At 29.3% G+C, this 22,409-nt stretch carries 20 protein-coding genes and 1 riboswitch; of the genes, 17 read left to right on the forward strand and 3 right to left on the reverse strand.

The genetic code is table 11. The features are described 5' to 3' along the window. The first annotated feature begins 97 nt into the window (after window positions 1-97). From L3B98_RS07360 to L3B98_RS07375, 4 genes are all read left to right on the forward strand, one after another. A complete protein-coding gene (locus L3B98_RS07360) occupies window positions 98-1,453 on the forward strand; it encodes a putrescine aminotransferase (protein ID WP_238916130.1) in 1,356 nt (451 codons plus the stop codon). A gap of 149 nt (window positions 1,454-1,602) precedes the next feature. Continuing rightward, window positions 1,603-2,493, forward strand: a complete 891-nt coding sequence (locus L3B98_RS07365) for an iron-containing alcohol dehydrogenase (protein WP_238916131.1) — start codon at window positions 1,603-1,605, stop codon at window positions 2,491-2,493. 56 nt (window positions 2,494-2,549) lie between these two features. Beyond that, the gene (locus tag L3B98_RS07370; protein WP_015393022.1) at window positions 2,550-2,936 is read left to right on the forward strand and encodes a MerR family transcriptional regulator; all 387 of its coding nucleotides are present in this window, start codon (window positions 2,550-2,552) and stop codon (window positions 2,934-2,936) included. A 195-nt stretch (window positions 2,937-3,131) separates the two neighbouring features. After that, entirely contained in the window at window positions 3,132-4,604 is a 1,473-nt protein-coding gene (locus L3B98_RS07375; protein WP_238916132.1) for an MFS transporter, read from the forward strand. Between the two features lie 336 nt (window positions 4,605-4,940). Here L3B98_RS07375 and L3B98_RS07380 read toward each other — a convergent pair whose 3' ends face one another. Together L3B98_RS07380 and L3B98_RS07385 are read right to left on the reverse strand one after the other, a co-directional pair. Then, entirely contained in the window at window positions 4,941-6,077 is a 1,137-nt protein-coding gene (locus L3B98_RS07380; RefSeq protein ID WP_238916133.1) for an alpha/beta hydrolase, read from the reverse strand. Between the two features lie 63 nt (window positions 6,078-6,140). Beyond that, a complete protein-coding gene (locus L3B98_RS07385) occupies window positions 6,141-6,605 on the reverse strand; it encodes a MarR family transcriptional regulator (RefSeq protein ID WP_238916134.1) in 465 nt (154 codons plus the stop codon). A gap of 348 nt (window positions 6,606-6,953) precedes the next feature. Here L3B98_RS07385 and L3B98_RS07390 point away from each other — a divergent pair, with 348 nt between their 5' ends. The 5 genes from L3B98_RS07390 to L3B98_RS07410 all read left to right on the forward strand — a co-directional run bounded on the left by L3B98_RS07390 (window position 6,954) and on the right by L3B98_RS07410 (window position 14,557). After that, window positions 6,954-7,709 (forward strand): alpha/beta fold hydrolase, encoded by a 756-nt coding sequence (locus L3B98_RS07390; RefSeq protein ID WP_238916135.1) that lies wholly within the window; start codon window positions 6,954-6,956, stop codon window positions 7,707-7,709. Between the two features lie 96 nt (window positions 7,710-7,805). Then, on the forward strand, window positions 7,806-10,469 hold the full coding sequence (locus L3B98_RS07395; RefSeq protein ID WP_238916136.1) for a DEAD/DEAH box helicase: 2,664 nt from the start codon (window positions 7,806-7,808) through the stop codon (window positions 10,467-10,469). 9 nt (window positions 10,470-10,478) lie between these two features. Next, window positions 10,479-12,758: an ATP-dependent helicase gene (locus tag L3B98_RS07400; RefSeq protein ID WP_238916137.1), complete on the forward strand. Its 2,280-nt coding sequence runs from the start codon at window positions 10,479-10,481 to the stop codon at window positions 12,756-12,758. A gap of 448 nt (window positions 12,759-13,206) precedes the next feature. Then, entirely contained in the window at window positions 13,207-13,608 is a 402-nt protein-coding gene (locus tag L3B98_RS07405) for a bacteriohemerythrin (RefSeq protein ID WP_077366776.1), read from the forward strand. A 229-nt stretch (window positions 13,609-13,837) separates the two neighbouring features. Then, the gene (locus L3B98_RS07410; RefSeq protein ID WP_238916138.1) at window positions 13,838-14,557 is read left to right on the forward strand and encodes an MEDS domain-containing protein; all 720 of its coding nucleotides are present in this window, start codon (window positions 13,838-13,840) and stop codon (window positions 14,555-14,557) included. Between the two features lie 105 nt (window positions 14,558-14,662). Here the strand turns inward: L3B98_RS07410 and L3B98_RS07415 are convergent, their stop codons facing one another. Beyond that, complete coding sequence (locus L3B98_RS07415) at window positions 14,663-14,887, reverse strand: hypothetical protein (RefSeq protein WP_077363087.1); 225 nt, start codon at window positions 14,885-14,887, stop codon at window positions 14,663-14,665. Window positions 14,888-15,135: 248 nt separating this feature from the next. Here L3B98_RS07415 and L3B98_RS07420 point away from each other — a divergent pair, with 248 nt between their 5' ends. From L3B98_RS07420 to L3B98_RS07455, 8 genes are all read left to right on the forward strand, one after another. After that, the gene (locus tag L3B98_RS07420) at window positions 15,136-16,536 is read left to right on the forward strand and encodes an aldehyde dehydrogenase (RefSeq protein WP_238916139.1); all 1,401 of its coding nucleotides are present in this window, start codon (window positions 15,136-15,138) and stop codon (window positions 16,534-16,536) included. 129 nt (window positions 16,537-16,665) lie between these two features. Next, window positions 16,666-16,923 carry a zinc ribbon domain-containing protein gene (locus tag L3B98_RS07425; protein WP_015393033.1) on the forward strand — a complete coding sequence of 86 codons (258 nt, stop codon included), beginning with the start codon at window positions 16,666-16,668 and terminating at the stop codon, window positions 16,921-16,923. A gap of 130 nt (window positions 16,924-17,053) precedes the next feature. Next, on the forward strand, window positions 17,054-17,929 hold the full coding sequence (locus L3B98_RS07430) for an AraC family transcriptional regulator (RefSeq protein ID WP_238916140.1): 876 nt from the start codon (window positions 17,054-17,056) through the stop codon (window positions 17,927-17,929). A gap of 195 nt (window positions 17,930-18,124) precedes the next feature. Beyond that, window positions 18,125-18,655 (forward strand): DUF4342 domain-containing protein, encoded by a 531-nt coding sequence (locus L3B98_RS07435; protein ID WP_238916141.1) that lies wholly within the window; start codon window positions 18,125-18,127, stop codon window positions 18,653-18,655. A gap of 109 nt (window positions 18,656-18,764) precedes the next feature. Then, window positions 18,765-19,310 carry a ubiquitin gene (locus L3B98_RS07440; protein WP_238916142.1) on the forward strand — a complete coding sequence of 182 codons (546 nt, stop codon included), beginning with the start codon at window positions 18,765-18,767 and terminating at the stop codon, window positions 19,308-19,310. Between the two features lies 1 nt (window position 19,311). Then, a complete protein-coding gene (locus L3B98_RS07445; RefSeq protein WP_238916143.1) occupies window positions 19,312-19,992 on the forward strand; it encodes a response regulator transcription factor in 681 nt (226 codons plus the stop codon). Beyond that, the gene (locus L3B98_RS07450) at window positions 19,985-21,235 is read left to right on the forward strand and encodes a HAMP domain-containing sensor histidine kinase (protein ID WP_238916144.1); all 1,251 of its coding nucleotides are present in this window, start codon (window positions 19,985-19,987) and stop codon (window positions 21,233-21,235) included. The genes L3B98_RS07445 and L3B98_RS07450 overlap by 8 nt, the downstream gene beginning before the upstream one ends. A 62-nt stretch (window positions 21,236-21,297) precedes the next feature. Continuing rightward, entirely contained in the window at window positions 21,298-22,209 is a 912-nt protein-coding gene (locus L3B98_RS07455; RefSeq protein WP_238916145.1) for an aldo/keto reductase, read from the forward strand. Between the two features lie 51 nt (window positions 22,210-22,260). Beyond that, window positions 22,261-22,360, forward strand: a riboswitch (purine riboswitch). The last annotated feature ends 49 nt before the right edge of the window (window positions 22,361-22,409 follow it).

A 22,409-nucleotide genomic window follows, 5' to 3' on the forward strand; every position in this document is an offset into this window, starting at 1 on the left:
TAATATCAATAAGAGAAATATAGGAAATACAAAGGCGTATTAATGTTTTAACACTAACATAATACGCCATTTTAATTTTAGAAAGGAAGTACTTATTATGGAACAAAAAGCTCAAATTATTGAAGATTTAAAGAAGGTAATAGGATATATTAAGAGTGATGAACTAACAAATGAGGAAAAAGAAAAAATAACAAAGGACACGGTTAATTATTTTGATAATTATGTAAGTCCGGGCTGGCTGAAATATAGAAAATCTGTATCAACAAATGCAGCAGTTGTTGAGTGGACTGATAAAGGAGCGTATTGTACGGGATTATATGGAGAAGAGTTTATAGATTGTCTTGGTGGATTTGGAATTTACACCTGCGGACATAGAAATGATGAAATTCTTGACGTAGTAAAGGCTCAACTTGATCACCAAGCATTACATTCACAAGAATTATTAGATCCTTTAAGAGGGTATCTTGCAAAAGCTGTTGCAGATATTACACCTGGAGATTTAGAATACTGTTTCTTTACAAATGGAGGTGCAGAAGCAGTAGAGATGGCGTTAAAGCTTTCAAGAATTGCAACTGGTGGAAGATGGTATGTTTCAACTGTAGGAGCCTTTCATGGAAAATCTATGGGAGCTGTTTCTATGGGGGGAAAGAGTACTTATAGAGTCCCTTATACACCAATGGTACAACAAGTTCAACACGTTGAATATGGTAATGCTGAAGATATGAGAAAGGTAATAAGAAATCTTGTAGCAGTAGGAGAAAAAGTTGCGGCAGTAATAGTTGAGCCTATACAAGGCGAGGCAGGAATAATTATTCCTCCTGAAGGCTATTTAAAAGAAGTTAGAAAAATATGTGATGAATACGGGGTAGCATTAATCTTTGATGAAATTCAAACTGGTATGGGTAGAACAGGGACAATGTGGAGATGTGAAGCAGAAGGAGTAGTACCTGATATTATGACCTTTGGTAAAGCTTTTGGTGGTGGGATTATGCCAATCACAGGAATTATCTGCAGGCCAAAAATGTGGACACAAGAATTAATTGATAATCCATGGCTGCTAGGTTCTCCAACCTTTGGAGGAAATCCTGTATGCTGTTCTGCTGCTCTTGCAACTATAAAATATATGTTGGAAAATGATGTTCCAGGACAATGTAAAGAAAAAGGAGCATATTTAAAAGCAGGGTTAGAAAGATTATGGAAGAAATATCCTGAAGTAATTAATGAAGTTAGAGGAACGGGATTAATGCTAGCAGTAGAATTTTGTGAAAGTGAAGTTGGATATGACGTTGCAAAAGGTATGTTTAAGAGAGGCGTTATGACAGCTGGAACTTTAGTAAATGCAAAATGCATTCGCTTTGAGCCTGCGGCTGTAATAACAAAGGAAGATATGGACAAGGTTATAGAAAGAATGGATGCTGCTTTAGAAGATACTAAAAAGGAATTTAACTTATAAAGCATATTATTTGAAAGTTATAAGTCATCAAATTGAAAATTCCCCTTTTCAGTGAGTTATTTCTTTCTTTTATATGAATAAATTTTAGGTGAGAGATGTTATATATTTTTTATATAGCATCTTTTCTTCCATGTGAAGGAGTTATGTATATGAAACAATTTATATTATTTCCTGTAATATATAAATATGAGAATTGTGAAAGCTTTTGTAGAGAATTTCGAATTGGAAAAGGTGATTTAGTAATTACACATAAGAGGATTTATGATATTTATTTAAAATCAAATATAAAGGAAGCAGCGGTTTTGCTTAAAGAAAATTATGGGAATGGAAATGCATCGGATGAAATTGTTGAAGGAATGTATGAACATATAAAGCGAATAGCTTATGAACGAGTGATAGCTATTGGAGGTGGATCCATTTTAGATATCGGGAAGTTATTTGCTTTAAAGCACATTTCACCAGTACAGGATTTATATTTTCGTAAATTAGAAATTATAAAGGAAAAAGAACTCATATTAGTTCCAACAACCTGTGGCAGCGGAAGTGAAGCTACTAATGTTTCGAGCTTAGAATTGAAGGCGCAAAATCTTAAAGCAGTTTTAAAATCAGATGAATTATATGCAGATAGTGTTATTATAATTCCAGAAGTGTTGAAAAGCCTTCCTTTTGAAGCCTTTATTGCTAGTTCGAAAAAAGCCCTTACTAATGCTATAGATGCTCATTTATCACATAAAGCTACAACATACACTAAGATGTTTTCAAGGACAGCTATTGAAATAATATTGAATGGATATAAAAAGATTATAGCTGATGGAGAAAATACTACTAATACTTTACTAGATGAATTTCTTTTAGCAAGTAATTATGCTGGAATCGCTTTTGGAAATGTAAATGGTAACGAGGTTCAAAGTGAAATTATTCATCAAGATTTTATGGGAATTAGTGAGTTATTAGCTAAAATAATGGGAGGAAATGGAGAGTGGACTTTTGATAATATAGAAACATTATTATTACAAATAAGTAGACTAAGTAGACTTTGACTATTGACTTGGAGTGAACTATAGATGTTATAATATCAAAAAAGGAGGTGATTTCCATGACAATAGCTGAAGTAAGTAGAAAATTTGAACTTACTCAAGATACCCTTCGTTATTATGAACGTATAGGGTTAATTCCAGAAGTTAATCGTAATAAAAGTGGAATTAGAGACTATAATGAGGAAGATTTGAGATGGGTAGAATTTATAAAATGTATGAGGAATGCTGGCCTCCCAATTGAAGTTTTGATTGAATATGTTACTTTATTTCAACAAGGAAATGAAACAATTGATGCAAGAAAAGAAATATTAAAAGATCAACGTGCTCAATTAGTACAAAAGATTGAAGATATGAAAAAAACCTTAGAGCGTTTAGATTATAAAATAGAGAGATATGAAAATGGTGAAGTTGCTAAAGACAGTATACTAATGAAACCAGAAAATTAGATTATTAATATCATGCATAGCTAAGTTATAAATTAAAACCTCTGTACACTTTGTTTGTATGCAAAAAGTGTTGGAGGTTTATATTTTTACAGCTAAAGAAGAAAATTGTATTAATTTGCAGTTAACTCAAAGTGATAGGATAGATATGTAGATTTATTAATAATTAAAGTATAGTTTAGGAGGAAATTTTAAAATATGAATAAGAAGGGAATTTTCATTGTAACACTAGCATTATTGCTATCAAATGCTATGGCTGGCTTAGATGGAACAATTGTAAACACGGCATTACCTGCAATTATAAGTGATTTACATGGAATTCAATACATGGGATGGATAGTAGCGGTCTTTTTATTGGGAATGGCCGTAGTAACTCCTCTTTGGAGTAAATTAGGAGAAAGGATTGGAAATAGAAAAACTTATCAAATAGCCACCTTATTGTTTGCAATTGGTTCAATATTTCAAGCATTATCAAGTGATATTATCTTTTTCCTGATTGCAAGAACTATAATGGGAATAGGAGCAGGTGGAATGAATACCATTCCATTTATCATTTATGCAGATTTATATACAGACTTAAGAAAGAGGGCAAAGGTTATTGGATATGCTACAGCAAGTTTTAGTGCAGCTGCTATTATTGGTCCGTTAATTGGTGGGTGGATAGTTGATACTTTCAGCTGGCATTGGGTATTTTATATTAATGTACCAATTGCATTAATCTCTATAGTGAGTGTTCAGTTTTTCTTTAAAGAGAGTAAAAGAATTTCTAAAGGTGAAAAAATTGATTATTTAGGTGCTGGAATTATGGTAATAAGTTTAGTTACACTTTTAACAGGAATTCAAATGATAGAGACAGCATCCATAAGTTTTGTTAGTATCATACTTATTGTAGGTCTAATTTTATTAATAATATTATTTAAAGTTGAAGAAAAGGCAGCTGATCCTATAATTCCTAATAGACTTTTTAAAAATGGTCCATTAGTAGTTGATTTCATGTTGTTTGCTCTTTTATGGGGAGCTTTTGTTGCTTTTAATATATACATACCAATGTGGGCACAAGGATTACTAGGAGTAAGTGCTTTGATTGGAGGAGTGACTCAGATTCCAGGTTCTATTACGAATTTTGGAGGGTCAGTAATTGGACCAGCTATACAGCCAGCATTAGGAAAATATCGCACTGTTGCTTTAGGAACATTAGCTTTTATAATTTCATTTGGCATCATGGTATTGGCTGGAATAACAATACCGATGTGGGGGTTATTAATAGCAGGAGCCTTTGAAGGCTTTGGTTTAGGTTTGAGCTTTAACATTTTACAAATAAGTGTACAGCAGGATGCAGAAAAACGAGATATTCCAATTGCAACATCTTTTGCATATTTATTGCGTATTTTGAGTCAAACATTTATGTCTTCAATATATGGAGTAATATTAAATAATGCTTTAAATAAAGGTGTTGCCGAAACTCATGGAGAAGTTACTATTGAAATGCTGAATAAATTAAGTGATTCACAAACCTCAGGGGATTTACCAAAAAATTTATTACCACTTATGAAACAGATTATGTATGGTGGATTACATAATATAATGTTAGTCGCACTAGTTTTGTTAATTGTTGCTTTAGTTTTTAATGTTGGATTACAATTAAAAATACAAAAAAGAAAAGTTACTTAAATGTTCTATATTAATATTTGCTTACTTAATTGAGAAAATTTCATAATTAAGTTACTTACTAATTTTTATCAATATACAGCAGATATAATTTGATTAACTACACTATATATTGAAGATTAATGTTATTGATTCAAATTATTATTTAAAATCCTCAATTAAGTAAATAAGAGAACTAGCTACAGATATTTTAGAATAGCATTTGTAGCCAGTTTTTATTTTAGGAATTTAATAAAAATATTATAAGTTATTTATGTAAATATCATTTTAAACAAATGTATGTGGATATTATTTAACATATCACTTATTTCCATTTATATTAAATATAATTAGTAAGTATTATTTAACAAGTAATTTATTTGTTACCCAAGTTAAAGCAGCTTTGTTTACATCTTCGCCTTGATATCCATGTGGAGCTTTAGAGTTAGACATAAAAATATTTTCAATAACAGCTTTAATAAGCGCATCTCTAAGTCTTAAACTTTGTTGAATTGGTACTAAAGTATCATGTCCTCCATGTGCTATGAACATTGGTGGGTCATCTGAAGTTACATTATTTACAGGACTAGCAAGTTCAGCTAACTTAACTTTATCCCAATAAGGAGAATTAGTTTCATTTTTATCTCTGATTTCTCTAAGAACACCTACACCTTGTCCTTTTTGAGTAAATCCAAGTAGTTTAGATTCGTTTGCATCTGTAGAATCATGTGTTGCTACAGCATCTACATGAGATTGAAGTGATGGATCCATTTCAGTTGACATTGTTAATAAATCAGTTGGACCATAAAAATCAACACAAGCCATTACTTTACTTGAATAATCAAGGTTACCACCCTCATCTCCTTCAAGTTCTTTTATATCACCAGTAGTAGCAAGCTCAGCAGCTAAATGTGCACCAGCAGAAGTACCGCATATTGCAATTTTATCTGGATCAAGACCATATTCTTTTGCATGTGCACGTATATATCTTATAGCACCTTTAACATCATAGATTTGTGCTGGAAAAGCGGCTTCTGAATTTAAACGATAATCTATAGACACAAAAGCAATTCCATTATTTAATATACTTTTAAAAATTTTGTATGAAGATGTATTATCACCAGACATTTGGCTAGTAGGTTGACCTGCTTGATTTTGTGCAGGGGCTTTTGGAACATTTGAATCTTTAGGTGCATCATCACCTTGATAATCACCCATAGCCCAACCACCGCCATGAATGTATACAAGTACAGGAGTTGCTTCAGTTTTACCTTGTGGTTTAAAGATGTTCATTTTTAAATCTTTTTTATCTCCATTATCATTATTAACAGAAGCAAAAACAACGTCTTTATATGTAGGTGCCATGCTTGTTTGATCTGTAGATGAAGATGTTGCAGTCGTTGCAGCAGTTGTTTTTTGTGCGCAACCAGATAAAGGTAGTGCAAAAGTTGCTGTTAGTAAAAGTGTAAGTGATATAATTTTAATTTTTTTATTCATATTTTTCCTCCTAATATTTATAAATAGTCATGGTTTTGATACTTTAAACAATATTGTTATAACTTATTTTTCTTCAGATTGAAATTTGATCAAGTTATCTAAAGTTCTTTTTAGGAAACTTTCATACAAGACTACTTCATCATCAGTAAAGCCATTATAAAATATTTCACCAGCTTCATCTATAATACTCTTGTTTAAATTTACAAGGAATTCATCTCGATTTACAACCTTAACAATAGTTTTACGTTTATCAGTTTCACATGGAATTAATTTAATATGACCAGCTTTTTCAAGTTTAGAAAGTGTACTTGTTAAAGTTGATTTTTGAAGATGAGTAATTCTTGTAATATCTTTTATAGATATTTGATCTTTTTGCCAAAGTAAAAACAAGAGTCGTGATTGTGCAGCGGTTAAAGTATCAACATTTGATTCACGATGTTTTTTTGATAAAATCCTATCCAGTGATGCATCTATTGATGCGGATAATAAAACAGAAGCTCCTTTTATAATATTCATTTTTACCTCCATATTTCAAAAAATAGTTTGATATAGTACTATATTTCGATTATTATAGTACTATATCAAACTATTTTCAATACATTTGTATTAAAATATTATTAAATATTTATATTTTGATTCGAGTTTCTAGTTATATACTGAAAAATATAGTTAGTTATAAGTCATATATTTTTTAGGTTAATATTTTTAAGTTAGACATTTATTTATAATTTAGTAATTTTGTCATACTATAAAGTTTAGAGTAAAATATAGATAAATTGATTATAAAGTTAAAAAAATATTTATCTATTGTATAAAGTTAATAATTATTTTAATAATAAAGAGTACTATGGAGTAGATTTTTTTAGGAGTGATTGTATGACAGAGTATATTAAAGTTAAAAGAGCTGGATTAAATCTAGCAGGAATAATCGAAAAACCAGAACTTAAAGATGGAGAAAAATGTCCACTAGTTATTATTATGCATGGTTTTACATCGGATTATCAGTGTCCTCTTCTTGTTAAGATATCAGATGAATTACTTAAAAATGGTATTGCATCTTTAAGATTTGATTTCAATGGACATGGGGAAAGCGATGGATTATTTGAGGATATGACAGTTATGAGTGAAGTTGAGGATGCTAGGGAAATTTTACGCTATGCAAAGAAGCTTGATTTTGCAGAAAGTATTAGTATACTTGGACATTCTCAGGGAGGTGTAGTAGCTGGTATGACAGCAGGGTATTATCCAAATGATATTATTTGTCTTGTGCAAATGGCACCAGCTGCAACTTTAAAGGATGATGCAATAAAAGGAACGCTAATGGGTGTAGAATATAATACTAAGCATATCCCAGAATATGTTGAATTTGATAATAAACGCTTAGGAAGTCTATACTTTAGAATAGCACAACATCTTCCAATATATGAAGTATCATCGCAGTATGATGGGCCTGTAAGTCTTATCCATGGAACAGAAGATGGTGTGGTTAGTTGTAATGCATCTAAAAAATACCACGAAGTATATTCAGATAGTGAATTACATTTGCTTGAAGGAGAAGATCATAGCTTTTCGCATAATATGGATAAAGCTGTAGCTATTGCAGTAGATTTTATTGGAAAAAAATTGAAATAGTTTTTGCACAGCTTAGTTTACATATCAAACTAAGCTGTAATTAGTTATACTTTATTATATAATATTAAGTAATTTAGTAGAATAGGAGCCATACTTATGAATATAAATGAGTTAATAATATACAATAAAACAATTCCTAAAAGAGAAGCAATTTATGTGAATTACCCAAGTAACTTATCACAAGAATTATGCACTTACCTTTCTCAAAAAGGCATTGAAAAGTTATATTGTCACCAAGCTGAAATGTTTGAAAAAGCAGACGAGGGGAATAATATTGTAATAACTACATCTACAGCTAGTGGAAAGACTCTAAGTTTTTTGCTGCCAGTTATTCAAGAAATTTTATCAAATCCTCTAGCAAGAGCAATTTTTATATATCCTACAAAAGCACTTGCAAGTGATCAATACCGTGCAATACTGCCATACTTAGAATATTTCGGAGCTAATAGAATTTCGGCAGGAGTCTACGATGGAGATACGCCTGTAAATGAACGAAGCAGAATTAGAAAAAATGCAAATATAATTTTAACTAATCCAGAAATGATTAATGCTGCATTTTTACCGAATCATAGTAAATTTGGTTTTGATTTTATATTTTCTAACTTAAAATATGTAGTGATTGATGAACTGCACACGTATAGAGGAGCCTTTGGATCACATCTTGCTAATGTATTTAGAAGACTTGGAAGAGTATGCAGGTATTATAATTCAGTACCGAAGTATTTATGTAGTTCGGCAACAATAGCAAATCCAGTTGAACTTGCAGAAGAAATCTGTGGACAGAAATTTATTGAGATTCATAAAGATGGCTCTCCAGCTCCAAAGAAAAATTTCAAACTTGTCCAACCACCTAAGATTATGGGCAATGATAAAAAATATTATGGTCAGTTGCAATCAACTTCAGTTGCTGCTGAGTTAATACCTGATTTAGTAGAAAATGATAATAGTTTTATTGCCTTTGCTAAATCAAGAAGGAATGTGGAAGTAATCTTAAAGGAAGCAAGAGATAAGCTAGAAACAGAAGTATTTTTTGGTGGATCTTTAAAAGATAAAATATCTGGATATAGGGGAGGCTATACTCCACTAGAACGTAAAGAAATTGAAAATAAAATGATTACAGGAGTTTTAAGAGGCCTTGTATCAACAAATGCCTTAGAGCTTGGAATAGATATAGGAAAGATTGACACTACAGTTATTGTTGGATATCCAGGAACTAGGGCATCCTTTTGGCAGCAAAGCGGAAGAGCTGGTAGAAGTGGAATGGAAAGTACAAATTATATGATTTTTGATAATCTCCCTTTTGATCAATATATAGCAATAAATCCTGACTGGATCTTTGAAGGTGGAAGTGAAAATGCAGTTATTGATAAGAATAACTTATTAATAGAGCTTGCTCATATACGTGCTGCAGCTGCTGAAATACCACTGACCTTAGATGATATATCTGTCTTTCCTGACCTTGGGGAGACGATTCCTGTTTTAATTAGAGCAAGTGAATTAGCTAATCAAAGTGGGAAGTTTGCGTGGTGTGGAAACTCATTTCCAGCAGGAGATTTTAGTTTAAGGAATATAGATAAAAAAAGATATAAACTTATCAATAAAGAAAATAATAAAGAAATTACTGAAATGGATGAAATGCAGGCCTTCCGCGAAGTTCATAATGGCGCAATCTACATGCATGATAGTGTTCAATATCAGGTGGTAAAACTTGATTTAGAAAGTAGAACTGCTTTTGCAATTCCTTTTAATGGCAATTATTATACTATGCCAGGAGGTATTACAAATATCAGAATAATTCAAGGCAGCAAGGATGTAGATTATGAGAGAACTAAAGTTACCTTTGGAGATGTAAATGTTGATGATATAGTTTATATGTATAAAAAGCTTCAATTTCATAATCATCAAAATTTAGGTTTTGAGCAGTTAGATAAACCTTTATCAAAGGATTTTGATACAGAAAGCACCTGGATAAAAATTCCTGACAATGTTGTCAATGTATATAGAAGATTGCTTCAAGAAAGTCAAAATGGAATGATTATAAGAAATAATCATTTTGAAGGTGTGTGTTTTGCTATAAAAAATGCAGCAATGATGGCTACTATGACAGAGCAAGAGGATATTGGAGTTACAATGTCTAATAATGCAGTAGAAATACGTGAAAATTATGATGGAGAAGTATACATGTTTGTTTATGATAAATATGTAGGTGGTCTTGGATATGCAGAAAAAGTATTCGACTTAATTGCAGATATTATTAAAGAAGCAATTAAAATGGTCAGTGGCTGCAAATGTGATAATGGCTGCGCTGCTTGTATTGGGGATTATCAGTTAAATAAGGCTATGGTTCTATGGGGATTAAAGAATTTATTAGAAGAAATAGAAGCACCTAAAGATATTAAGTTAATAGAATATGCACCATCAACTTTCATTAGAAAGCCATTTAAATTTGTAGAGTTACAAGAAAAATGGAAAGAATTCTGTGAATATATTAAAGAAAATGGAGATAGCTTTGGAAAATTCTTGAGCACAATTCCAGAGGTTGAAATAGAAAATCGTACTTTAATCCTAGTTTTGAATAATACTTTTTATAAAGAATGGGTAATGGAAGAAAGTAATAAAAAGAGCATAATAAACATTATTTCCTTTAATACCTATGCTCCAGTAGGAATTGAGCTGCGAGTAAGAATTGAAAAAATAGAAGAAGACAGAAACAATGTGAAAAATAAATTACAAAGAAGATATAAAGATCTTGTGGAATAGGAGGGCATCATGCATTATGAAAAAGATTTAGAAAGATTAAATGAATACCAAAGAGAAGCAGTCCTTGATGAAAGTGATGCATGTGTTGTAAATGCTAATGTTGGAAGTGGAAAAACAACAGTCTTAATTTCAAAGATTATATACCTTCACTATGCAAAAAATATTAGTTACAAAGATATGATAGTGCTAACTTTTACTAATAAAGCAGCAAATGAAATTAGAGAAAGGTTACTGGTTTCTGATAGTACTATAAAGCCTGAAGAGTTAGAGGGATTTGGAACTTTTCATAGTGTTGCTCTTAATTTGCTTAAAAATAAATTTTCAATTGAAGAAATGGGATATACAAAGGATTTTCTAGTAATAGAGCCTGAGGAAGAGTTAGATATTGCTCTGCAGATAATACAGGAAGAAAAGCTTAAAATTAAATATAAAAATAGATTAAAAAAGCGATTAGAAAAGGCTATGTCTATTGAAGAGGAAGAAGAAAAGATTTCGCCTTATGATGATGATGATATATTTAAGTTGGCCAACTTATTAAAAGAAGAAAAGATAAAACAAAACAAGATGTCCTTTTTAGATATATTGAAAAATGCCACTACTTTATTAGAAGATAATAAGCTTTCATCAAAGTGGATTATAATAGATGAAGTGCAAGATAGTGATAAAATCCAGCTTGATTTTATAGATAAACTAAAAGGTGAAAATACAAAATTATTTGCAGTAGGTGATCCAAATCAAGTTATTTATACTTGGAGAGGGAGCTCCTTAAATGTGGTTTACACTTTAAAGCATAAATATAATGCAAAAGAGTTATCACTTCCAATAAATTATCGCTCCAACAGTTTTATTTTAAGTGCAGCAAGATATTTTCAGCAAAGTGGAAATGAATTAATAGGAGCCAGAGAAGCTGGAAATAAGATAAAAGTGAAAAAGCAATACAATTCCTTTAATGAAGCCTGTTATCTTGCGGATAAAATCAAGGAGATACATAAATCAGGTGTTTCATATAAGGAAATAGCAGTTTTTTATAGATTACAGGAACAATCGCAAGCTTTCGAAGATGTATTTTTTAAAAATGATATTCCATATGAAGTATCTTTAAAGAAAACTATACGAGATATTCCAGTCTTAAATTGGGTGATTAAATTATTTAGATTTTGTGTAAATAATAATGATTTTACATCAGGAGTTTATGTTCTTAGTGATAAAGAGTATGGTGAAAGAATGACAGAAAAAACTGCTAAGATAATAGTTAAAGAACAGAATACAATAAGGTCAGAGTTACTTTTTAAAATGCATGAATTCATTAATACCTGTTCTGAACCTAAAGATTCAGAACAGCTTTATAATTATTTTGAATTTGATAAATATATAAAACCAACATCATCTACTTATACTGAAGATAAAGAATCAATTTGCACACTTATAAATATTATTATAGAGTATGTTAAGGAAAAACATATGCCATTTATATCTGGTCTTAAAGATTTTATAAATTCTTCTGCATTATATGGCGTGAATATCTTAAAAAAGGATATAAATAATGAAGCAGATTCGGTTAAATTAATGACGCTACATGCTTCGAAGGGGTTAGAATTTTCTTATGTGTTTATTACAGGGGTAAATTATGGACTAATTCCACTACAGACTAGAGATTTTGAGGAAGAAGAGGAAATGAGATTGTTTTTTGTTGGGATTACAAGAGCAAAAGATTATCTAGAACTTTCTTATTATACAAATCCAGATTACAAAAAAGTAGCACCTGGAGAAAGTAGATATATTCGTATGATTCCAGAAAAGCTTATAGAAAATGATGAAATTAAAAATGAAAGTGTAAATTTACAAGAACTTAAGAAACAGATTCAAGAGGCACGAAATACAAAGAAGATTGATGATACTATAATTGAGAAAAGTAAAGTGAGTAAAGAAAATAAAGAAGAAGCAACAATTTTAAAAGAACAAAAGATAGAAACAGTATTTAGTGAAAACCAGCAAAAAGAAAATATACTTATTTCGGAAAATGAAGATCTATTAATGGATGTTGAAGTATATAAAGAGGTATCTTTAAATGATGAAGGTAGTGAAGGGAAATTTTTAGATACTAAAGTTGATAAAAATGAATCTGTGGTTAATGAAATAGTAAGAGATGCGTCATCTAAACAGGTGACTCACAAAAAATATGGAACAGGAAAAGTTTTAAAAGAAGATGAAATGATGATAGAAGTGGAGTTTGAAAATTATGGAATTAAGGAATTTATAAAAGCTTTTAGTGAATTCGACTTTCTATAGATATTATTTAAATATGGGAGACTATTTTGTATATAATTTTATTATGATTATAACTAAGCATTAATCAGTGGATTTCAGCCAAAGTTGATATGTTCTAAATAATTATTTTTATCAATATAAAAAGATTGTAGAGAAAAATATTGTTTTTTAGACAAAAAGAATGACTTACTCGGGGGAATAAGTCATTAAAAAAATTACAGAATTAAAAATTAGGGTTAAATTAATTATAAAATACAACAAATATTTTGGCAAAACATTTCATAATTTATATTATTACTAAACTTTACAAAAAAACTCAACAATCGATATCGTAAAATGTTGAAAATAATAATAAAATATTGGAATGGAGAAAAAAAAGCAGTAATGAGTAAAATGAAAATAAGTGAGAATTATGATAAAAAATAGTAAAATTAAGGTGGGTAAAAAATACTATGAGAGGTGTGATTTTATGCAAATGTTATGGGACAGTAAATTAGCAGTTGGTGTCGATAAAATTGATAATCAACACAAGGAATTATTCAACAGGATCAACAGCCTAATGGATGCAATGAAAGAAGGTAAAGGGAAAAATGAGGTTATGGGGACGTTGAATTTTTTAGAAGAATATGTTAATAGACATTTTTCAGATGAAGAAGAACTTCAAAGGAAAAATAATTATCCGAAATTTGAAATTCAACATAAAGAACATGAAGAATTTAAAATGGCACTAAAGGATTTAAGAATGAAGTTAGAAGAACAAGGGGTATCTGCTATGCTTGCTATTAATTTACAACAAAGCATGTGTGGTTGGTGGAAAAAGCATATTAAAGAATTAGATATGGATTTGGGAAAATATCTAATGAGTGTATAATATAATTTTAAAATTGTAAATGTATTCAAAAGAGGGTTGTCATAATTCTCTAGATAGTTATTCTTTCATGAAAAGATAACTTATTATAATATTTATAAGTTATCTTTTTGAATAGTTATTTGTTGAGAAATAGATGGGAATAGTAAAAATAAATTAGGGAATTTAAGGAAAGGGAATGTTATTTAATGATGTATTTATAGGGAATTGTAAATATAGATGGGGGAAGTATATGAGAGTTTTATGTAAAAGATGTGGTTTAAATTGCCATTTAGATGAATGTAAGGAACGATTAGATAGTATAATGGTCAAAAAAAATTATAACTTATTAAATGATGAGGTTATTTCATTAAGCGAATTTCTTGATGATTTGGTTTATAATTGTGTATATTGTGAAGAAGACAAGCCTTATTTTAAGGGAATAGTTTCAAATGAAAATTTATATTATTATGGGAATAATCATTTGTTTATTAATTTATATTTGTATATAATGGATGGAATAAGAAATAAAAAGATTATATACATATGTACTGAACAAAATGTATATGAGAGATTAATAGAAGTATTATTAATTAATAGGGTTGACATTGATAATGTGAAATTTAAATCATTACAAGAGGTAACATTAGAAAATCAAGATTTAAAGTATGTTAACCTAGAAAAAGAAGTAAGAGATTTTTTTTACCATGATGATAAGAAATATAATGGGATCAGTTGGATAGTTGATCCTTTATATATAAGAAATTCCACAACACAGAAAAACTATTTTGATTTAAATAATAAAATTAATGAATACATAAAAAATATAAATTTAAATATTCTATTTATATATGATGCTTATGAAAGTATGCATAGAATGAAAAGAGCAGTACCTGGAGAAATGGAAAAATATTTGAAGTTTTTAAGTGATAAAAGTTTTAGTGTAGAACAAGTGAGTGGAAGAATTATATAATTAAGGATTTCTTGAAAAAATAGCTTAATATTGTAATAGAAATAGGTATTATGGATTATTAAGAAAATAAATCCAAATGCCTATTTTTAATTGCAAAAATTCTAGCTAATAATTTATAAGTGAAATATGATTAGGTGGTACTTCATTAATTACTGTTGAATAATAGTATAAAAGCAATTCATTTTGATAAGCAACAATATACTTGTCCAAATTTTGAGATAAAGAAACTATAAATTTATTGGTTGGGCATAAGCTAAATAACAAAAGATTTAGCAAGAACTTTCTTAATGAGATTTTATTTCTTAGTCTAAATAAATTATAATTAGTCATAATAACACCTCTTCCTATTCATTTTTACTTTATCTGTAAATATATTGTAATATATATATGTAATTGTTTTCAAACATAATCGTAATACAAATTGTCTTATGTGGTTACATAATTTTTATTAATATGATATTATTTTCAAAAATAGAATTAATTAGTGAATAAATTATAGGTAATAGTTTTATAATTTAGAGTATGTTTATTAATTAATTATAATTAATAAATTATAAAGAGATGAAAGGAGAAATCTTATGAGTAGCAGGGAAATAAGTCAAAAAGATGTGGAAATGCTTATTGAAATACAAAAGAAATATTTTGATACACATATTACAAAGGATATTAAATTCAGAATTGAGCAATTAAAGCTTTTAAAAGCTGGAATAAAAAAATATGAAGCTGAAATTTCAAAAGCACTTTATAAAGATCTCGGTAAGCATAAAAATGAAGCCTATATGACTGAAATTGGATTTTGTTATCACAGTATAGAATTTGCAATAAAAAATTTGAAGAAATGGTCTAAGCCAGAAAAAAGAAAGACTCCAATTTACTTAATGCCTGCAAAGAGCTATATTGTCAATGAGCCATATGGAATAGTACTTATAATAGGACCATATAATTATCCGTTTCAATTACTTATTGAACCATTAGTAGGTGCAATAGCTGCTGGTAATACAGCAATTATAAAAGCGTCTGAAATGGCACCTAATGTTTCAATGGTTGTCAAAAAACTTTTTGATGAGACATTCTGCAAAAATTATATAGTATGTGTGGAAGGAGCAATAGAAACAAATATATCATTAATAAATGGAAAATTTGATTACATCTTTTTTACAGGAAGCACTGCTGTGGGAAAAATAGTTATGGAGGCAGCCGCGAAAAGTTTAATCCCAGTTACTTTAGAACTAGGAGGGAAAAGCCCAGTTATTGTAACTGAAAGTGCAAATATAGAACAGGCTGCAAAAAGAATTATCTGGGGAAAGACAATTAATGCAGGCCAAACCTGTGTGGCACCAGATTATGTATTAGTACATGAAAAGGTAAAAGATGAACTTATTAAAGAAATGAAGAAGGCTCTTAATAAATATTTTGGAGAGAATATTGAAAAGAGCGAATCCTTTGGAAGAATTATTAATGAAAAACATTTTAAACGGATTAAAGCAATGATTGAGAGAGATAAAGAGGGAATCGTATTTGGAGGAAATTGTCTAGAAGAACAAAAGTACATCGAACCAACATTAATAGAAATATTTTCATGGCAAGCAGCGACTATGGAGGAAGAAATATTTGGGCCTGTGCTACCAATTATGACATTTAGAGATTTAGATTTAGTTATAAAGGAAATTAGAAAGTTGCCTAAACCCTTGGCACTTTATTTGTTTACTAAAAATAAAGTAGATGAAAGTAAAGTTATAAGAGAGATAAGTGCTGGAAATGTATCTATAAATGATACAATCTCTCATGTTGCAAACCCATATCTTCCATTTGGGGGTGTTGGTAACTCAGGAATTGGTTCTTATCATGGGAAGGATAGTTTCCTAACATTTTCACACAGAAAAGGAATATTAAAAAAGCCTTCTGGTATAAGTAATTCGGTTCAGTATCCAGCTTTTACTGAGAGGCAATTAAATCTTATTAAGAAAATTTTTAAATAATAGATTCAATTAGATTGATTTTAAAATAGGAACTTGTGATATTTATGATTATGTTATAATTAAGTAAGATTAAGAATAAATAAGTTGTTATATATTAAGCATTCTAAGCGAATGAAAGGAATGATAAAAATGCACGAAGTAACAATGTGTCAAAGTTGTGGATTACCGTTTAATGAAGAGCATAAACATTTTATAGGAATAGAACAAGATGGAACTAAAAGTATCTATTGTACAAATTGTTATAGAAATGGGGAGTTTATCCATCGTAATATATCGATGGAAGAAATGATCGAGTTACTTATTCCTATTTTAGGCAGGGAAATTGGGGAAGAGAAAGCAAGAAAAGAAATGACAACTTTATTTCCGACTCTTGAGCGCTGGAAATAGTGGTCTTAAATAATTATATTTCTTTATAGTATTTTATAATTACTATGAAATTAACACAGACAATAAAAAACTGAAAATGACAGGATTAAATAATTTCATAGATATAGAATATTATTGAGAGGTGAAATTAATGGAATGGATTGGAGCACTAAAAGTTGCAATTAAGTATATGGAAAAACATTTGTTGGAAAATATTAATGCAGATGAAGTAGCTGATTCTGTATATATGTCGCCATTTTATTTACAGAAAGGGTTTAAGATTATGACAGGATACTCAATAGGTGAGTATATTAGATGTCGAAGACTTTATATGGCAGCATTAGATGTTCTAGCAGATAAAGAAAAAATTATAGAACTTGCATATAAGTATGGTTACGACACTCCAGAAAGTTTTACAAAAGCATTCTCCAGGTTCCATGGGGTATCTCCAAAACAAATAAAAGGAGATGCAAAAAAAATACGGACATTTTTACCTCTTAAAATTAATGTATCAATTAAAGGAGGAAATGATATGGATTATGTAGTGGAAAAGATGAATAAAATGAAAGTGATAGGATATGAGAGGGACTTCTCATATGAGGCAGCCTATCAAGAAATTCCAAAGTTTTGGAGTGAGTTTTGTGATAGTTGTATAAACGGAAAAGATAGTGAAGATAAACAAAAAGCAATTGAAGAATGTTCTATTGGGGAGTTTGGAATCTGCATTGAAGATGATGATAAGCAAAATGGATTTCATTATATGATTGCAGGAAAGTACAATGGAATTAATGTACCTGAAGAAATGAAAGTATATGAAATTCCTACACTTGAATGGGCAAAGTTCAAATGTGCTGGCCCTATGCCAGGAGCACTACAATCTGTAAATACTCAAATCTTTAAAGAATGGCTTCCGGGTAATCCTGATTATGAAATTGCAGCTGGAATGAATATTGAGTGGTATTCCAAAGGGAACTCAAATTCGTTTGATTATAAAAGTGAAATTTGGATACCAGTTAAGAAAAAGTAGAAAAAATATGATAGCAAAATCCTAATTACTAATTGTGATTAGGATTTTTGTTTTGTTAAATAAAAAATTTCTTAAAAAATACGCATTATAAAATAATAAGATTTTAATCTAATTTTAATCTTTCTTATATTTTAGATTAATTTTTACTAAGTATTATATAAGCAAGATAAACAAAAAATATGGAGGTTGATTAATATGGAAAGAAATGAAATGATTAAAATTTTGATGGAAAAGGCTAAAATAAGTTATGAAGAGGCAGAAAAAGTTTTAATACAATGTGATTGGGATCTTCTAGATTCTATAATTTATTTAGAAAGAAACGGCAAAATTGAAAATGATGCTACAAATACTATAATAACAGTAGAAAATGAAAATAAAAAAGAAAGTGAGGAAAAGGAAAAGATGAAAAGTGGAGGTATTGGTGAAATCTTTGGCAGAATCTTTAAGTTTATAGGTAAAGTAATAAGTAAAGGTAATGACAACTACTTTGAAATCAAAAAAGAAAATAAAAAACCTATAAAGATATCTTTAACTATATCGGCACTATTATTGATAGTTGCATTTTGGCCAGTTGCAATATTATTAGTAATTGGTTTATTTACAGGATATAAATATTCTTTAACAGGTTCAGACATTTGTAGTGATAAAGTTAATGAAGTTTTATACAAAGCGTCTGAATCAGCTGATAATGTAAAAAGTGATTTTAAAGAAAGTTATAAGGGATAGAATTAAGTGTTCAACCAATAGAGGTTTTGAGATTATTCGAAACCTCTTATTTATATTAAAAGCTTGAGAAAGATGGTATAATTTATAAGATAGATATGGAGGAAGACATATGGAAGAGCATAAGCTTATAGAAAGATTAATGAAAGAAGCTAATATAAGTTATGAAGATGCAAAAATTGCCCTCGAAAGATCTGATTGGGATATTTTGGATGCAGTTATATATTTAGAAGAGAAGGGTAAGATTCAAAGACCTTCTAGTAATATATTTTATACCAATGAAAATAATAGAAATTATAATAGTAACGAAATAATTAATATACAGCAGCAAGAAAACAAACAAAATCGGGAAAATAGGGAACATAATTTTGAAGGCTTTTTTCTAAAAGTATGCAAGTTAATTGATATTTGCAATAATATTTTTCTTGAAATAGGAAAAGAGAATAAAACTTTTCTTAGAATTCCTATTACAGTAATTCTTGTATTAGTAATATTTGCTTTTTGGATTTTTATTCCTTTATATATATTAGGTCTTTTCTTTGATATAGATTTTTCACTTTCAGGACAAAGAATAGAAATCAATAAAATTAATCGAGTTCTTAAAACTATATCATTAAATGTGAAAAGGGTAAAAGATAAATTTAAGAAAGGATATTAAGATGGTTAAGATTTTAATTGTTGAAGATGATGAAAAGCTGGCAAGATTTGTAGAATTAGAGCTAGTACATGAAGGCTATGAAATATTAAAAGCAGATAATGGAAGAACTGGTCTTGAAATTGCAGAAAATGGGCAAGTCGATTTAATGCTTTTAGATATAATGATTCCAGAAATAAATGGTTTGGAAGTATTACGTAGAATAAGAAAAGTTTCAGATTTGCCTGTAATAATGTTAACGGCTAGAGATGCTGTTATGGATAAGGTTTCAGGACTTGATGCAGGTGCAGATGATTATGTAACAAAACCTTTTGCAATAGAAGAGTTATTGGCTAGAATAAGATCAGCCTTAAAGAGGCGAAGGGGAAGTGAAAAAAGAGATTCAGAGATAATAAGCTGTGGATTATTATCTCTTGATAAGATAAGGCATAAGGTTATGTATGATAATACGGAAATAGAATTAACAAACAGAGAATTTATGTTATTAAAAATTTTATTGGAAAATAAGAATATAGTACTAAGTAGAGATATACTAATGGAAAAAGTCTGTGGCTATGATTTTATTGGAGAAACAAATGTAATAGATGTTTATATAAGATATTTAAGGACTAAAATAGATGACATCTTTAAAATAAAGATAATTTCAACAATACGTGGAGTAGGATATGTTATAAAAGATGAATAAGGAAAATAAAACAAAAAATGTAACATCTATTGCAATAAAACTTAATTCTATTTTTGTAAGAAAATTATTTGCTAAATTTTTATGGATAGATATACTTTTAATAGTATTTCTTATCGTTTATTGGTGCATAGATAACGAAATTAATTATTATGGAAACTTTATAATGAATGCTCGAAGAATATTTAACTTTTTTCCTTTAGAAAATTCAAATTATACTGTGATTTGGGATAATGGCAAAGTTATGGTTAAAGATGCAGGTAGTTTTTTATATATGGTTCAAAGAGTAATTGCTGCTATAGGGATTATTGAAGGACTATTTGTATTAAAAGAAATTGTATTTGGAACAATAAAAATAAGAAAGACTCTAAAGCCTCTTGATGAAATGGCTAAAACTGCAAGTAGACTTAGTAATATGAATTTTGATGAAGAGAAGTTTCAAAATCTTGAAGAAGCTATTTCTAAAATTAGTTCAGTAACTTCAAATGAAAGAATTTATACTGGAGATAGTGAGCTTAATGGGTTGGAAGAGGCAATAAATAATCTTTTAGAAAGAATGAGAGATTCTTATAGACAGCAGGCAAGGTTTGTTTCTGATGCATCTCATGAACTTAGGACGCCAATTTCAGTAATTCAAGGTTATGCGAATATGTTGGATCGTTGGGGAAAAAATGATGAAAGTGTATTAAATGAATCTATTGCTGCTATAAAAAGTGAAGCTGAAAATATGAAGAATTTAGTTGAACAGCTACTATTTTTAGCTAGAGGTATTAATGGTACTACGCAGATCGACTATAAAGAATTTTTACTAAATGATATGATTAATGAAGTATTAGAAGAATCGAAAATGATAGATGAAAAGCATATATATAAATGTGATAATTCAGAGAAAATTATAGTATATGGAGACGTTGGTTTACTTAAGCAGGCAGTAAGAATATTAATTGAAAATGCAGCTAAGTATACTGAAGAAAATGAAGTTATAACATTAAAAATTGGAAAAAATGATAAAAGAGAGCCTTTCATTTCTGTTCAGGATAATGGTATAGGAATGGGTGAAGAAGATATTCCACATATATTTGAGAGATTTTTTAGAGCAGATACTGCAAGAGTTAGAAAGAATGGTGGAACTGGATTAGGCTTGTCTATAGCTAAATGGATCATAGATGGGCATAAAGGATATTTTTCTGTATTAAGCAGGAAAGGTATTGGAACTAGAATAACAATATTTTTACCTAAAAGTTAAATATATAATTTTTAATTAAAACATGTTAGAATAAAAGCAAATAAAACATTGGAGGAAGAAATATGAAACAACTCGATTTAGGAAAAAGTGGGTTAAGGACATCTGAATTAGTTTTAGGGTGTATGAGAATTGCTAATCTATCAATAGATGAAGTTAAAGAATTAGTAGAAACTGCAATTGAAAGTGGAATTGACTTATTTGATCATGCAGATATTTATGGCGGTGGAAGAAGTGAAGAACTCTTTGGAAAAATAATGACTCCTGAGTTAAGGGATAAAATTAAAATTCAAACAAAATGCAGTATAAGAAAAGGATATTATGATTATTCAGCAGAACATATTCTTACTTCTGTTGATGATAGTTTAAAACGTTTAAATACAGATTATGTTGATATGTTGCTGCTTCACAGACCAGATACCCTTATGGAACCTGAAGAAGTTGCTTATGCTTTCAATAAATTACATAGTAGTGGAAAGGTTAAAAATTTTGGTGTAAGTAATCATAATCCAATGCAAATAGAATTATTACAGAAATATACTAGTCATAAGATTATAGCTAATCAAATGCAGCTTAGTATTACTAATACTGGAATGATTGATTCTGGACTAAATGTAAATACTCAAGGTGAGAGAGCAATTGATAGAGATGGTAGTATTTTAGAATATTGTCGCTTAAAAGATATAACTATTCAAGCTTGGTCGCCATTCCAATATGGCTTTTTTCAAGGTACCTTTTTAAATAATGATAAATTTCCAGAATTAAATAAGGTACTTGATAGAATTGCTAAAGAAAAGAATATATCAAATTCTGCTCTAGCAATTGCATGGATTCTAAGGCACCCAGCTAAAATTCAACCAATAATTGGGTCTACAAATAAAAGTAGATTAAAAGATATTTGTACAGCTACTAATGTCACCTTATCTAGGAAAGAATGGTATGAAATTTATCTTTCAGCAGGTAACAAATTGCCATAAATATTTACATTGACTTTAAAAGAAAAGTTTAGTACAATTTTATAAATTAATAATTAAAATTAATTGTAGCTTCGTATAACTCCAATAATATGGTTTGGAGGTCTCTACTAGGAACCAATAATTCCTAATTACGAAGAAGATATATCTATTATGGTATGTCTTCTTTGTGATTAGGAATTTTTTTTATAAATAAATATACA

Origin of the sequence: Clostridium sp. YIM B02555, from assembly GCF_022320955.1 — a bacterium.
GTDB classification, from domain to species: Bacteria; Bacillota; Clostridia; order Clostridiales; family Clostridiaceae; genus Clostridium; species Clostridium saccharoperbutylacetonicum.